The organism is Legionella micdadei (assembly GCF_000953635.1).
In the GTDB taxonomy this organism is placed as follows: domain Bacteria; phylum Pseudomonadota; class Gammaproteobacteria; order Legionellales; family Legionellaceae; genus Tatlockia; species Tatlockia micdadei.
The window spans coordinates 2,459,481-2,472,658 of sequence record NZ_LN614830.1 but is presented as its reverse complement, the minus strand read 5'-3'; the positions used below and the strand labels follow the sequence as shown (position 1 = coordinate 2,472,658).

Below are 13,178 nucleotides of genomic sequence, written 5' to 3'. Positions count from 1 at the left end.
TTTTGTCCTGCATACTGGCAAAAATTCATGGTGCATGGTTTTCTACTGTTAATGAGGAATGAATATGCTATATTTCCCCGTCCAGTAAATATTTTTATCATTTTGCTCAAATAACTAAGCCATATAGATAATGCGATAAGTTAAAAGAGCAACAAGATGTGGGATCAGAGTTAGAATTGCGCCATGGTAATTACGAAAGAATTAGCTTTTAAAATTGAAAACTGTATAAAGGAAAGCCATTATCGATTTACAAAACAATGTGCAAAGGGTTCTATTTTGGAACTAGGGACAGGTGCTGCCTTTTTCTCAGGAGAGAACTCTTTTTTCTCGCAGGTTATTGGATGGGGATTTGATACTGATCAAGACAAACTAATTTCTCAAATTGAAACGATAGAGAACTTCTACCATAAACTTCTGCATCGACGTGTTGACATAGAATTAAGTCCTCTTGCTGGTAATTTTATCTTTTCTGAACTAAGCCGCCGAGGTTATGTGATTTCGGAGTTAAATAATATCTCTATCCTTGATTTAACCCAACCTGTTCGCAACACGGTACCAAAGCATGAAGAATTTAGGATTCAACCAATAAGTGAAAATCACTTACACGAATGGGCAAACTGCGTGGCTTTAGGATTTGAATACGAAGAAGCAAGGGAACAATTTTATCTTTATGCAAAAACAGAAGGTGTGACTCCTTTCGGTGCTTTTATGAATAATAAGTTAGTTGCAGGGGGTACTATTGCTATACACCAAGGTGTTTGTGATCTTGGAGTTACTAGCACATTGCCCTTTTACCGTGGCAGAGGTTTGCAAAAAGCGCTTTTGGATAAACGTATTGAGTATGCAATTCACTCTGGTGCGGGTATCGCATCTGTAACTACTGAGCCAGGATCGATATCTGATCTGAATATACAAAAAATAGGGTTTCAAATTGCTTATACTCGAATCAAACTCATTTTCCCTTTGTCTGCGGCATGACTTTATCTCTTAAACTAGGAAGGCCGTTAGTTTATTGGACTCAATACCCACTAAGGTTTCTGTATAATATTCACGCCACCTTTGACAACAGCCCTTAGCAACAATTTTAATTTTACAAAATTTAATGTTAATTATTTGAGTATTGTATATGACAAATGAATATTTTCTACATAAAATCAAACACGTTGATACCGATGAGATGGCCTTTTCTTCTGATGCAAAAACAAAAATTAGAACTGAAGGCGTTTCAACTTGTATTGCTTTTATTGTTAGAGGTAATTTCTGGTATGAAGATGAGCTTGTATCTTTCTGCGGCTTATATCATTGGTCAGGCTTTGCTCTTCAAACAAAGGCTTTTCCCGAGGCTGCCATGACTGTTTTAAAGTATTTTTTCCGCACACTGAGAAATCACTTGGAAGTAGAACCAGATGAGCCCTTGATGCTAAGTGAATTAGCTTTTGTCGGTGGAGAGAGAGGTCAAATTGATGCTGATACCGGCAAACTTCTTGTTTCTGGGACAGAAAAAGAAGTGTATTACATACATGAGGCTATTCGACATTTTAATTATAAAAAATTCCTGATCAATATCGACTCAAAAAATATACATCATCATCATTTTCTCACTTCTGGTGAGCAATTTCTGTCAATCACGGTTGATTTAGGTGGTTGGACTTATCTATTGGAAGAAGCTCAACCTGAATTGGAGCATAATACTGGCTATGGGGATTCAATACATTCAATCGGAATTAAATAGCGATTGATAATTTTGTTCCATCATTTGCAAAGTTCTATACTTAATAAAAGGGGATAATGAACTCATTTTAATCCTACAGGAAAGAGTGAGGTATTTGCTTATTGGGCAAGCTCACAAATGAAACAGGGAAGGAGGTAGATGATGAAGAAATTTACCTTATTAATAGCACTGTTTGGTGTTTCAATCTTAGTTAATGGAAGTTTTGCCCATGTTGGGCAATTTCAAGCAAAAACGCAACTGGCGATGGCGGTACAGGGTAGCGGTGCCATGGTGGGTACTGATAAGGCAACGACAAGTTTTCCCAATTCGGGAATGAACACGATGCCAACTAAGCAAGTGGGTACGGACTCTTATGTTGTTAATCCTAACGCGCTTTCAACCAAACCAGGATATGGAGCAGGTGCTGTTTGGCCTACAGCGCCCGCTTATACACCTCAACCACATCAACCAGCAACGAGTAGTGCAACTCATTAGAGCGTGTTGTTAAGAGGTTGCGTTTTCAGCTCATTAAATTATTTGGTCAACACGAAATGATTGACCAATTTAGAAATGATTGTTTCACATTCTCTAAGCTGCTCCAAGGTCACAAATTCGTTGGCACGATGAGCTTGTTCAATGCTGCCAGGTCCACAAATTACGGTCGGTATTTTAGCGCGATGATAAAATCCTGCTTCGGTGGTATAAGCAACTTTGTTCTTTTTCTTCACTTGTGTGACCTGACGAATTAATTGGGTGATTACTTCGTTTTCAGAAGTATCGAGTCCTGGTCCCCCTCCTGAGATTTTTGTAAGCTCAACGGTTGCTTCCGGATATTCTTTATGTAATTCGGGTAACAATGTTTTTTGAATATAGTGTTGAATGGTTTCCGTGATTTCTTGGGGATTTAGATGAGGTAAGTAACGGAATTCGAAAACGAATTCGCACCACTCTGGAATAATATTATAAGCACTACCCCCATGAACCATATTGGTTGAAACCGAGGTGAAGGGTACGTCAAAATCCTTATCAAATGGCCCTTGCTCTTTATAGTGATTTGCTAAATTGCGTAAGTAACTAATCAATTGTGCTGCATGTTCAATGGCGTTACAACCTAGAGTAGTCAAGGAAGAATGGGCTGCTGCGCCATGGATGCGGCAGCGAAAGAGTAATCTGCCTTTATTTGCTGTGACAGGTTGCATGTTAGTCGGCTCACCTATCACACAACCTTCGGGTTTGATTTCCCATTTTTTTAAATTGTCTAGTAAAGAAGGGATTCCCAAGCAGCCTATTTCCTCATCATAGGAAAAAACAAAATGAATGGGTTTAGCCAGCTTGAGTTGGCAAAATTCAGGGACGAGTTTCAGCAAAACAGCAATAAAACCTTTCATGTCAGCCGTACCACGTCCATAAAGACAACCATGGCGTTCGCTTAGTTCAAAAGGGTTGGTATCCCAGTCTTGTCCATCAACAGGGACTACGTCAGTATGGCCCGATAGAACAAGACCTCCATTTGTACAATTGCCATCATGAGCCGGCAGGGTGACAAAGAGATTGGCTTTAGTTCTTTTGTCGTCATAAATAAGTTTTGGTGAAAGATGATGTGATTTATACCAGTCTTGAACTAAATGGATTAGCTCGAGATTTGAGTTGCGTGAAGTCGTATCAAGGGCAACAAGCTGTTTGAGCCATTCGGTGGTGTCCATGACGATGTCCCTATTAGTGAATTACCCTCTTAAGTATATATTAACGCAATGCCCAACTCTTCTAAGATCTTTCTTGAACATACCCACATGTGTCGGAGTGGTTAACATCTAAATTCATCATAGAAGATGCATTGGAACCATCATTAATGCACTGTCTTATTCTTATCCACCTCTTGTAGTACTGTAGCCATCGCTGCATTGATTTGTTCTACAATTTGCGGGAAAGTTTCCTTAAATTGCACTTCAGCTTTTCCCGGATTGGCATGACTTAAATGAATAATTTGCGCTATTTTTGCCAAAAAGCATTCGGAATCTAAGGCTGCTGCTTTAGTAATTAAATCAGCTGCATCATCTAGATTGCTGCGTAATGCATGGATTAATGCTAATCCTCCCCAACCTTCCGAATTGCCCTCATTAAGAGCAATAGCTTGTTGATAACAGTGTTGTGCCTCATCTAATTTATCAAGGAATAGCTGACACCACCCTAAGCTGACCCAATTGTCATAAAACTGAGGATTTAATTTAGCCGCTTTTAAGTAGGCTTTTTCGGCATCTTGCAAGCGAATGGCGCGAAAATAAGTTGTGCCTAAGGCAAACCATAATCGACTATCGGTAGCGTGTTCAGCAAGTAGTTTTTTAATTTCGATTTCATTAACTGTGACTTCTTCTTTCACTAAACGCAATAATAGAAGGATTACCTGGGCTTCATAATTTTTCTGGTTGATAATCAAAACTTGCTGGGCTGTGTTTGCAGCTGCGATTTCATCGTGATTATCGAGGTATAATTGCGCTAATAAGACCAAAGTTTTTTCAGATGAACCATGCTGTTCTAAAACGAATTTCAACAGGTTAATGGCTTGCTCAAGTTGCCCTTGTTGTTGGAGCAATTGGGCCATGAGAAATTCAATCTCGTAGGAAGGATTTTGTTTAAACAAAGGTGTTAAGGCCGCTATACCTTCATCGGGTTCGTTCAATGAATAATGGCACACTGCCAAATTATAACGAAGAATAGGTAAATCTTCTGAGCTAACTGCTTGAAAAAGTGCTTTTTTTGCCCGTTCAAAATGGCCTTGATTCAAAGCAAGAATACCTTCTAAAGCAATGCAGGCATTGGCATCGATTGTTTTAGCTTTGTCGAGATACCGCTGTGCTTCGTTAAAATCATTTAATTGGCGGTAACTTTCACTTATCGAAAGTAATAAATTGACATTTGAAGGATCTTGCTCAAGAAACTGTAAATAACGGTTTAGCCTCTCCTTTATATTATCCATTGTGTCCATTTCCTAGTGAAAACTCCCAATCAAAGCTTGTATCACTATATCCCATCCATCGATTAATACAAAGAGTAAAATTTTGACGGGCAGGGCAATCGTCATCGGTGGAACCATCATCATTCCCATGGTCATTAAAATACCCGAAATAATGAGATCAACCAGCAAAAAAGGTAAAAAAATCATGAAGCCAATTTGAAAAGCTGTTTGTAATTCGCTAAGTAGGAATGCCGGAATAAGTTGATACAATTTGATATCCTGTGCTGTTGCTGGTAAGGGTTCTTTTGCTAATTCTAAAATCACCTGCATGTCTTTTTCGCGCGTCTGTCTTAGCATGAATTGCTTTAATGGAATTTTTGCTTTTGCGAGAGCCGTTTCGGTATTAATTTGATGAGTTTGATAAGGTTGATAAGCTTCTGTGTAAATCACTTTAGCCACAGGCATCATGGAAAAAAGGGTAAGGAATAATGACAAACTGATGAGGACTGAATTCGGCGGTGTTTGTTGCAACCCTAAAGCGTTACGAAGCATAGATAACACGACGACAATACGGGTAAAAGAGGAAAGCATAATGAGTAAACTAGGGGCTAAACTTAATAAAGTTAACAAAACAAAAACCTGCAGGGCTGGAGAAATGCCATCCTGATCGAAGTGAATAGGACCAAAAGATAATGTTGGGGAATGCGCGTGGGCTATTAAAGGGAGGTAGGCAAAGAATAAGGCCATGCTTGTAATTAATAATTTTTTACCGCGCAACATCGTGAGTCTCTTTATTTAATTGTTGGAAAACTAATGCATGTTGATTTTCAGCAAGAAGAAAACGTTGATTTTGATAATCGAGGATGTATACCGTCGTTTTAGTGCTTAAACGTTTCTTATCAACGACTAAGCATGCCGAAGATTGAAGCTGTGAACCCCGATTTTTTCTAGCTGAAATCAAATAAATCGCAGCAAGGGTTAGAATAGCTAAAAGATAAATGATCCAACCTGGTTTGAGTTGGAAATTCTCTTTAAAAGGGATATTTTCCGCAAAGACTTGGCTTGAGGAAAAACTCATTAGCCCAAAAAGTAAGACAGGTTGGCAATTACTCATGAGGAGCCTCGGTTATAAGAAGGGCAAAACAATCGTCAGCGCTCATCAGCTCCCCTCGTGCAATCACTTGATTGTTAACTAAAATATCAATGGGTTCGTGTGTTTTTTGATCCAAGCGTAATATTTGACCTTGTTGAAGCCGGCGCAATTCGCTTATCGAGATGGTGATGCTGCCCAAACGCACTTGGCATTCAATTTCTAAAGAAGCAACAAGATCCAAGTAGTTGTCTCTGAACAGCGATTCGCCCTCTGTTTGTGTCTCTAATTCGGATAAGGCAATTTTTTTTACGGTAATACTCATGTTATGACCTCGTTAGCTGAATTGATTTATGTTGCAATAATCGACCGATTTCGCCTTCGCAAACCGTTTGATTGTTGTATTGAACAAGTAGGGGTTTGTTTAAAGCATGATCGGTTTTAATGATATTTCCTACCTGCAAATTAAGAAGTTTCCCTAAAGGGAGGCGAAATGCTGCAAATTCGATGGTCAAAGTTAGCTTTTTTGAGGCTAAAGTGAGCTCTAAGCCTGTCAAAGGAGTAGGAGAATTTTGGGGTTGCAGATGAGCCAATACCCAGTTTGGATGGAGATAAAGATGAAATAATCCTTTGTTATGGCTAAAGGTTAAAATCAATGACGCCGATCCGGGGTATATCCATTCGTTGTAGTGGGTTGAATTGCGGGTGGTTTGCAGTGAATCCATGGATAGAAAATCATTTAATAAACGGATAAATATCTCAGAACTGACTTGATCGAGGCAATAAGACACTTCACCGAAAATAGATTTTTGCAAAAATGGCAAATAGTCTTGGTCAATTAGGGCGATAGGACTATCATTTCTATCGTTAATCAACTGCGTTTCATTAAACTTATAAATTTCTGAACAGCAACTGACTTCTAACTCAATAGGCTCGATAAAATGTGTCTTATTCCAATGCAGTAATACTTCCTGAAATTGATGCGTAAGGTGTTGCAGCTCAATACTGTTGATTATGCGATATGGTTTAGCATTTTTTTTCATTTCTTATGTAACTCTTCGAGTAATTGTTTATCGATTTCCATGATTTGAGAGCAAGCTTGGAACATGCGTTGCAAAACAATAATATTTGCAAATTCAGTAGTCGAATCGACATTCGACGTTTCGATTTTTCCAGGTTGCAAATTACCGAAACCATCTTTATTGGCGCGGCCAATTTGTCTACCTTGTTCAGTTTTAGCGCGGAATAAATTATCGTTAGCGGGTATTAAATTGTGTTCTAGATCATCGAACTTAGCTAAAGCAATGTGGATTCCTCCTATCGTTTGGTTATTATCATACTGCCAAGAGATTTGTCCGTTCTCATCAAAGGAAAATCCAATTAAATTTCCTTCAATGTTGCCGTCTTGTTGATACACAGTGATGTTGGTAGCGGGTTTAATGGCGTCTTCTATATTGAGACGGACGGATTTGTCTTGATCAGACATATAATTGCCAAAATTGAAGGTGACCAGTTGATTACTCGGTAATTGAAGATCGATAAAATTCTGTCCTGAAGCGGGAGCACCCTGCTGAAGATCACTAAACTCCAAAAATTGTGGAGTAAGTGCGAGATTTATACCATCGTAGCTTGCCTTGATCAGTTCCCATTCCAAACCATCCCGGTTATTGTTTAATCGATTATCGTTGGGATAATTGGTATTGGGTTGATTGTCGTTTGGTTGATTTCTTAAGTATCCTTTAGGTTTAAATTCAAATTCTATTTTATGGGCTTTACCTTTAGCATCGAAAATATTATCAACCGTAAATTGAATATTTTCATAATCACTTTTGATGGGATCTGGATCTTGGTTGTTATTCTGTTTTGCTTTAACAAGAATAAAATCACCTGCCAAATTCACATGACGCGTTGCTTTGCCGACCAATGTTTTAGCAGCAGTTTGCTGTATAGGGACTAAATCGCCATGTGCATTATACCCTTGCACGAAACCACCGCTGCGCTTGTCAACTAGTACACCCTCGCTATTAAAATTAAATTCCCCGTTGCGAGTGTATAGAATCTCACCGTTTTTAAGGCGGACGATAAAAAATCCTTGGCCTACAATGGCAAAATCAGCAGGGTTTCCTGTTCCGAGGTACTTGCCTGCACTAAAATTTGTGGCAGTTTCTGCGACAGTCACTCCTGAACCAAACTGACCGTGGTTTTTTCCATCGCCAAGAGAAGAATAGAACACGTCACTGCGTTTGAAACCTGGACTTTGCATATTCGCAACATTATGCGATGCATTTTGCAAACCATAACTTGCCGCAAGCATTCCTGTTAAACTAGTGTAATAAGTATTACTCATTTCAATTTCCTTATTGGTTAGCCGAATTTCGGACAATGGTGATATCCGTTAATTGCACACGTGGATTATCACCGTTGGTGAGTAGTACATGAACCCATGGAGGAGAATTGGGTGAAAATTCAATTTTGTTGACCACTCCATCGAGATCGCTATTCCTAAGGGTTACATTTTTACCGAGAAGCATTAGACTTTTATTACTCTCGGCTAAAGATTCTAATAGTTGATTAGTAGTCTGTGCTTCTTGGAGTGCTGAAAATTGAGCCATCTGTGCCATGAACTCTTTATTATCAATTGGTTTTAACGGATCTTGATAAGTTAGTTCTTGCATGAATAGTTTTAAGTAATCGGCTTGATCAATGCTCATTTCTTGAGTTGGACTGATCGCATTGGTCATTGTTTTACTCCATTAATTATAAGTTGCTGCAAGCGGATTCCCTTATTTGTCAGCCATTTTTGTAGTAGCTGTACCAGATTTTTTATTTGTTGATAATCTAAGTCAATTGTATTGAGACTGAATTCAGCTTCATTATTGAGGATGAAAAGTTGATGATTTTTTAAATTAATTAAGGTTGGTTTGTTTGGACTGACTTTGGGGCTTAATTTATCCAGAGTAGAGTTATTCTGCAATGGGGAGCTATTGGTTTGAATATTGAATGCATAATTTTCTGATTGGCCTTGAGGTAAATACGAGTTTGATTCCGGTCCTAACAACGAATTTTTTTCAGAAAAAACGAAGTTAGGGTTTGCCATTTTTGTATTAGTTTTCGCATTTGGTTTTACTAGGGGGCTACTTTCGGAATCTGTTATGCGGGTGCTCTCATTCTCAGCGACCGGGCTGGAATAGTGACGGGTATCACCATTAATTAAAGATTGGAAATTCAAGGCAGAATTTTCCAAATCCTTTTGGTGCTGCCAATAGTATTCATCGTCTGTTTTTTGAATATTAGACAAAATTCTACTATGTAAATCGCCGAATTGTTTCTCTTGAATTTTCATGATGTTTCCTTTCTTTGTAAAATCCATTCGTCGTTCGCATTTTGTTGCAAGGAAATATCGTTTTTTATTGATATAACCCTTTGTTTTTCTTGATATTTTTCTAGCATTTTTAGTTCAATCTGTAGGCGAACTTTGCGATCATATAACTGTGAAAGTTTTGTGTTGAGTTCTTTGTTTTTAATGCTTAAATTGTCGTATTTTTGTTGTTGCTGAATGATGAAATTGAGACGGGCAATTTCTTGTTCTGGATTAATGATCGCTGGGGTTGCATAGGCTTTATGAATTTGTTGATGTAAATCATCTAGAGTTTTTTCTATGGTTCTTTGCTCTTCATCAACGGCCTGCGACAATTGTTTGACTTCATTCAATTGCCAGGAAAGTTTGTTCATTAATGCGAGTAATGTTTTATTCATTGTAAAATCTCAGAAAAACGTTGTAACAAAGTTTTGAGGGTTAAAGTTTCTTGTTTTTGCACCAACAGTTGATTGATCGTATCAATCCGGGTAATGGCGTAATCGAGCTTCGGATTATTGCCCGGTTTATAAGCGCCGACATCAATCATGTCTTTGTTTTGCTGATATAGGCTGAATAGAGAAATAATCTTATCAACGAGCAATTGTTCCTCTGGGGTTAATAACTGAGCAGCAAGACGTGAGGTACTTTGCAAAATATCAATAGCAGGATAGTGTCCTTGTTGAGCTAATGCCCGGGTTAGGATGATATGGCCATCTAAAAGCGCACGCATATGATCAGCAATGGGCTCATTAAAATCATCTCCCTCAACCAATACAGTGTAAAGTGCGGTAATACTCCCTTGGCCAACAAAATTACCAGCCCGCTCCACAATTTTGGGCAAAAGTGAGAAAACCGTGGGGGTGTAACCTCGGGTTGTGGGCGGTTCGCCCAAACTTAGGCTAATCTCTCGCTGTGCCATCGCAAGACGGGTTATTGAATCCATAAACAGTGCCACTTTTTTGCCTTTACTGCAAAAATATTCGGCAATTGTGGTTGCTGTAAATACTGCTTGTTTACGCATTAAAGCAGGTTCATCGCTACACGAGACAACCACAACTGATTTTTTAAAAACTTCACTATCTAGGTGTTGCTGAATAAAATCATTGACTTCTCGCCCGCGTTCGCCGATGAGTGCAATTACATTGATATCGCTTGCGATCTGCTTGACTATCATCCCAAGCAAGACGGATTTACCTACACCACTGCCGGCAAAAAGCCCAACACGCTGTCCCTCACCCAGGGGTAATAAACTATCGATGGCATGAATACCTGTGAGCAGGCGCTCTTTGATCGGTTGACGGTGGAGGGGATTTATTTTGCTTCTCTGTAAGGGTGCTTGTTCAGAGCAAAAAATATCCCCTTGTCCATCCAGGGGTTGGGCAAAGGCATCGACAATTCGCCCAAGCAGTGCCTCTCCTGCAGGCACTGTTATGGAATGACCTGTGGCACGCACTTTGAGGCCCATCTGGATTTTAGTCGTGGTAAAAGGCATTAAAAAAACTTTGCCTTGCTCAAATCCAATCACTTCGGCGTGCATGATTGCCTGATAGCGTGAATCCATAATTTCACATAACTCGCCAAGGAAAGCTTGAGGAGGTCCATTGGCAACTAATTTTAAGCCAAGGCATTGCTCAATTTCGCCTAGACGTTCTATGGGTTGTAGGCAATTTAGCCAGTTATTCATGAGCCTGCCTCTTTTTAATTTGTAAAAGCGCATGCTTTAAGCAATCAATTTGTCGCTCAAGACCAGCATCAAATAGGCCGTGTTCGGTTTTGATGCGACATCCACCCAAGGTAAGGGTCTCATCAGCAATAACATTCAGGTCTTTGTACTGGCTAAAATCTATGTTTAGTGTCCCCTGCCGCAGTAAAATTAAATCTTGAGGATTTAATGCCAGGATGATTTTTTGCTTATCGTTGAGATGGGCGAGAACTCCAGTAATTTGTTGAGCGATTGCTTCTTTGGAAGATTGTTGATGGATAAAAAATTGCTGCAAAATAACTAAGACAATGTCCGCAATGTCGGTTTTTAACGCCAGTCGACTTTCATTTAGTGCATCAGGGATAGTTTGCAATACATTTTTCAGCTGTTGCACAATTTCATTTGTCTTGCTTATGGCTAACATTTTGCCTTGATCAAGACCGTCAGCGATGCCTTTTTCAAAACCAATTTTATATCCCTCTTCACGTGCTTGCTCTTTGACTAAGTCATAATCTTCTGTGTGAGATGGGTAGGATTGATGGGGAGCAATTAAGTCATTTTCTTGAGCTAATTTTGGTTTCCGAAAAAGATAAAAATCGTCGCTTAAGGTGACTTGTTTGAGAACTTCAGCCATTCATACTCTCCATGTAGTTATCAAAAGAAAGGGATTGGGTGTTTTCCCATTGCTTGAAAAGGGCTTGTTTAGGTGATAATTTTAATTGTTTTACTTGTGTTTTTAGCAAGGTTTTAATCTTTCCGTCTTGATCAAAAGCCCGTATAAAGTCGTTTTGCCAGTCATATTGACCTTGTTCGAGTACAATAGCGATATAAAGAGGAGAATGGTTGGCTAAGCGTTTGTATAGATCAGAATTTAGAGGTCCACTACCTATTAACAAGCTAATATCTCCTTTTAGCTTGCGAAAATGCTGTGCTTGATGAAGAAGTTGAACACCATTTATCTGCTTAAAAAGTGTTTTCTTCTCTTTTGATAATTGGTCGATTATCCAACGCTGATCCGTTTTGGGTAACCGCGCTATTTTAAGTAAAATGGATTTCAATTGATTACTCATATTTATTTAACCATTGAGTTAATTCGGTCAACAAGAATTGTCTTTGGCGACGGCGTGATTTAACGGTCAAAGAATAGAAAAAAACTGCTAGAACTAAGCAACCAAAGATTGCGCTAAAAATTAAATTCAAGGGTGCATTGTTTTGGGTCGCAGAAGAAGTGAGTGGGAGTGATGGAATTGAAGTGGGTTTAGTAATCAAAGCTTCAATACTGATTTTATCACCCCGTGCTTCATCAAAACCGACAATTGATTTCACCAGGCGTTTGATTTGTTCAATGGTTTGCTGACTAGTAAATTGAGGAATTGCAACCGATACGGAAAGCCGCTCTATATTGCCGCTTGCCCGTGTAAAATGCTCCTTTTCGCTCCCAAATTGGTAACTCTTTTCCCGGGTTAAATCGCGATTAGTGTGGGCTTTATCTGATTTTGATGAAGTGGAGTGTTGGGTTTCTTTTTCATGAGTCACTATCCCATCATGCTGTGGTTTAATGAGTTCGCGCCGCAATTCATCATAATTTAAAGTCACATCAATTTTGACCATCACTTCTTCGTCAGCAAAAACAGCGTTCAACATCTGTGTGACTTTTTGATTCAGGTAGTGTTCTATGTTTTTCTTGATGGCAAAATGTCCTACAGTAGAATTATCCTCGTCATTAGTAAGGCTATTGCCATTTTGATCGACAATAATCACATTGTTTTTCTGCATGTGGGCGACGCTGGCGGTAATCAATTGTTGAATGCTAGCGACTTGTTGAGAAGTAAGCGGCCGGTTTAAGTACAAGCTGACTGCGGCTTTCGGTTGATTTTCCTCTTGTTGAAATAAATGATGTTCCGGAATACTTAAATGAACTCGTGCTTGTTGTACTTCGTCAAGGCTACTGATGGTGCGTTCTAATTCGCCTTGCAAGGCACGTTGGTAATTTATTTTTTGTGAGAAATCGGTCATGCCAAAATCGCTTTTATCAAACAATTCGAAACCAACTCGTTGCGCAAATTGCATCTCGCTATTCATCAGTTTAATGCGAGTTTTATCGATTAAAGGTTGGGCAATGAGAATTTCACTGCCTTGATTACGTACCTTGTAGGCAATATTGGCCTGTTCTAAATGGTTAAGAATTTGATTGGCATCACGACTGTCTAGGTGATTAAATAAAACACCATAAGGGGGGGTAATAGTCCAATATGTAAGTAAAATGCCAACGCCAGCAATTAATATTAAGCCAATGAAAATACTTAATTGGCGTTGCTTACTTTGTGCTTTCAACCAATGCAGGCAAGTTTCTAAATACTTCAC

At 39.0% G+C, this 13,178-nt stretch carries 17 protein-coding genes; 3 read left to right on the top strand and 14 right to left on the bottom strand.

The annotated features are described in order from the left end of the window. Positions 1 to 183: 183 nt before the first annotated feature. The 3 genes from LMI_RS11060 to LMI_RS11050 all read left to right on the top strand — a co-directional run bounded on the left by LMI_RS11060 (position 184) and on the right by LMI_RS11050 (position 2,206). The gene (locus tag LMI_RS11060) at positions 184 to 978 is read left to right on the top strand and encodes a GNAT family N-acetyltransferase (protein ID WP_045099852.1); all 795 of its coding nucleotides are present in this window, start codon (positions 184 to 186) and stop codon (positions 976 to 978) included. A 148-nt stretch (positions 979 to 1,126) separates the two neighbouring features. Further along, positions 1,127 to 1,732: a hypothetical protein gene (locus LMI_RS11055; RefSeq protein WP_045099851.1), complete on the top strand. Its 606-nt coding sequence runs from the start codon at positions 1,127 to 1,129 to the stop codon at positions 1,730 to 1,732. 138 nt (positions 1,733 to 1,870) lie between these two features. After that, the gene (locus LMI_RS11050; protein ID WP_143001009.1) at positions 1,871 to 2,206 is read left to right on the top strand and encodes a hypothetical protein; all 336 of its coding nucleotides are present in this window, start codon (positions 1,871 to 1,873) and stop codon (positions 2,204 to 2,206) included. Positions 2,207 to 2,244: 38 nt separating this feature from the next. On the opposite strand, the gene argE is transcribed toward LMI_RS11050, so the two are convergent. From argE to fliF, 14 genes are all read right to left on the bottom strand, one after another. Next, positions 2,245 to 3,414, bottom strand: coding sequence for an acetylornithine deacetylase (argE, locus tag LMI_RS11045; protein WP_045099849.1), 1,170 nt, complete (start codon positions 3,412 to 3,414; stop codon positions 2,245 to 2,247). 143 nt (positions 3,415 to 3,557) lie between these two features. Beyond that, positions 3,558 to 4,685, bottom strand: a complete 1,128-nt coding sequence (locus LMI_RS11040; RefSeq protein WP_045099848.1) for a tetratricopeptide repeat protein — start codon at positions 4,683 to 4,685, stop codon at positions 3,558 to 3,560. A gap of 12 nt (positions 4,686 to 4,697) precedes the next feature. Continuing rightward, complete coding sequence (fliP, locus tag LMI_RS11035) at positions 4,698 to 5,444, bottom strand: flagellar type III secretion system pore protein FliP (protein ID WP_045099847.1); 747 nt, start codon at positions 5,442 to 5,444, stop codon at positions 4,698 to 4,700. Next, complete coding sequence (locus LMI_RS11030) at positions 5,431 to 5,778, bottom strand: hypothetical protein (protein WP_045099846.1); 348 nt, start codon at positions 5,776 to 5,778, stop codon at positions 5,431 to 5,433. Before LMI_RS11030 ends, fliP begins: the two co-directional genes overlap by 14 nt. Next, entirely contained in the window at positions 5,771 to 6,079 is a 309-nt protein-coding gene (locus tag LMI_RS11025) for a FliM/FliN family flagellar motor switch protein (RefSeq protein ID WP_052679549.1), read from the bottom strand. The genes LMI_RS11030 and LMI_RS11025 overlap by 8 nt, the downstream gene beginning before the upstream one ends. A gap of 1 nt (position 6,080) precedes the next feature. Continuing rightward, complete coding sequence (locus LMI_RS11020) at positions 6,081 to 6,797, bottom strand: FliM/FliN family flagellar motor C-terminal domain-containing protein (RefSeq protein ID WP_045099845.1); 717 nt, start codon at positions 6,795 to 6,797, stop codon at positions 6,081 to 6,083. Then, the gene (locus LMI_RS11015) at positions 6,794 to 8,101 is read right to left on the bottom strand and encodes a flagellar hook protein FlgE (protein ID WP_045099844.1); all 1,308 of its coding nucleotides are present in this window, start codon (positions 8,099 to 8,101) and stop codon (positions 6,794 to 6,796) included. Before LMI_RS11015 ends, LMI_RS11020 begins: the two co-directional genes overlap by 4 nt. 10 nt (positions 8,102 to 8,111) lie before the next feature. Then, positions 8,112 to 8,495, bottom strand: a complete 384-nt coding sequence (locus tag LMI_RS11010) for a flagellar hook assembly protein FlgD (protein ID WP_045099843.1) — start codon at positions 8,493 to 8,495, stop codon at positions 8,112 to 8,114. Then, complete coding sequence (locus LMI_RS11005; protein ID WP_045099842.1) at positions 8,492 to 9,097, bottom strand: hypothetical protein; 606 nt, start codon at positions 9,095 to 9,097, stop codon at positions 8,492 to 8,494. The genes LMI_RS11010 and LMI_RS11005 overlap by 4 nt, the downstream gene beginning before the upstream one ends. Next, on the bottom strand, positions 9,094 to 9,510 hold the full coding sequence (locus LMI_RS11000; protein ID WP_045099841.1) for a hypothetical protein: 417 nt from the start codon (positions 9,508 to 9,510) through the stop codon (positions 9,094 to 9,096). Before LMI_RS11000 ends, LMI_RS11005 begins: the two co-directional genes overlap by 4 nt. Further along, positions 9,507 to 10,796, bottom strand: a complete 1,290-nt coding sequence (locus tag LMI_RS10995; protein ID WP_045099840.1) for a FliI/YscN family ATPase — start codon at positions 10,794 to 10,796, stop codon at positions 9,507 to 9,509. Before LMI_RS10995 ends, LMI_RS11000 begins: the two co-directional genes overlap by 4 nt. Continuing rightward, complete coding sequence (locus LMI_RS10990; protein ID WP_045099839.1) at positions 10,789 to 11,448, bottom strand: FliH/SctL family protein; 660 nt, start codon at positions 11,446 to 11,448, stop codon at positions 10,789 to 10,791. Before LMI_RS10990 ends, LMI_RS10995 begins: the two co-directional genes overlap by 8 nt. After that, on the bottom strand, positions 11,441 to 11,884 hold the full coding sequence (locus LMI_RS10985; RefSeq protein WP_045099838.1) for a hypothetical protein: 444 nt from the start codon (positions 11,882 to 11,884) through the stop codon (positions 11,441 to 11,443). The genes LMI_RS10990 and LMI_RS10985 overlap by 8 nt, the downstream gene beginning before the upstream one ends. Further along, positions 11,877 to 13,178 carry a flagellar basal-body MS-ring/collar protein FliF gene (gene fliF / locus LMI_RS14940; protein ID WP_052679548.1) on the bottom strand — a complete coding sequence of 434 codons (1,302 nt, stop codon included), beginning with the start codon at positions 13,176 to 13,178 and terminating at the stop codon, positions 11,877 to 11,879. Before fliF ends, LMI_RS10985 begins: the two co-directional genes overlap by 8 nt.

What these genes read in the sequence shown, in the direction of transcription:
- LMI_RS10985 (WP_045099838.1), bottom strand. Translation starts at nt 11,884, where the DNA reads ATGAGTAATCAATTGAAATCCATTTTACTTAAAATAGCGCGGTTACCC.
- LMI_RS11040 (WP_045099848.1), bottom strand. Translation starts at nt 4,685, where the DNA reads ATGGATAATATAAAGGAGAGGCTAAACCGTTATTTACAGTTTCTTGAG.
- LMI_RS11030 (WP_045099846.1), bottom strand. Translation starts at nt 5,778, where the DNA reads ATGAGTAATTGCCAACCTGTCTTACTTTTTGGGCTAATGAGTTTTTCC.
- LMI_RS11050 (WP_143001009.1), top strand. Translation starts at nt 1,871, where the DNA reads ATGATGAAGAAATTTACCTTATTAATAGCACTGTTTGGTGTTTCAATC.
- LMI_RS11005 (WP_045099842.1), bottom strand. Translation starts at nt 9,097, where the DNA reads ATGAAAATTCAAGAGAAACAATTCGGCGATTTACATAGTAGAATTTTG.
- LMI_RS10995 (WP_045099840.1), bottom strand. Translation starts at nt 10,796, where the DNA reads ATGAATAACTGGCTAAATTGCCTACAACCCATAGAACGTCTAGGCGAA.
- fliP (WP_045099847.1), bottom strand. Translation starts at nt 5,444, where the DNA reads ATGTTGCGCGGTAAAAAATTATTAATTACAAGCATGGCCTTATTCTTT.
- LMI_RS11020 (WP_045099845.1), bottom strand. Translation starts at nt 6,797, where the DNA reads ATGAAAAAAAATGCTAAACCATATCGCATAATCAACAGTATTGAGCTG.
- LMI_RS11015 (WP_045099844.1), bottom strand. Translation starts at nt 8,101, where the DNA reads ATGAGTAATACTTATTACACTAGTTTAACAGGAATGCTTGCGGCAAGT.
- LMI_RS11060 (WP_045099852.1), top strand. Translation starts at nt 184, where the DNA reads ATGGTAATTACGAAAGAATTAGCTTTTAAAATTGAAAACTGTATAAAG.
- argE (WP_045099849.1), bottom strand. Translation starts at nt 3,414, where the DNA reads ATGGACACCACCGAATGGCTCAAACAGCTTGTTGCCCTTGATACGACT.
- LMI_RS11000 (WP_045099841.1), bottom strand. Translation starts at nt 9,510, where the DNA reads ATGAATAAAACATTACTCGCATTAATGAACAAACTTTCCTGGCAATTG.
- LMI_RS11055 (WP_045099851.1), top strand. Translation starts at nt 1,127, where the DNA reads ATGACAAATGAATATTTTCTACATAAAATCAAACACGTTGATACCGAT.
- LMI_RS11010 (WP_045099843.1), bottom strand. Translation starts at nt 8,495, where the DNA reads ATGACCAATGCGATCAGTCCAACTCAAGAAATGAGCATTGATCAAGCC.
- LMI_RS11025 (WP_052679549.1), bottom strand. Translation starts at nt 6,079, where the DNA reads ATGAGTATTACCGTAAAAAAAATTGCCTTATCCGAATTAGAGACACAA.
- LMI_RS10990 (WP_045099839.1), bottom strand. Translation starts at nt 11,448, where the DNA reads ATGGCTGAAGTTCTCAAACAAGTCACCTTAAGCGACGATTTTTATCTT.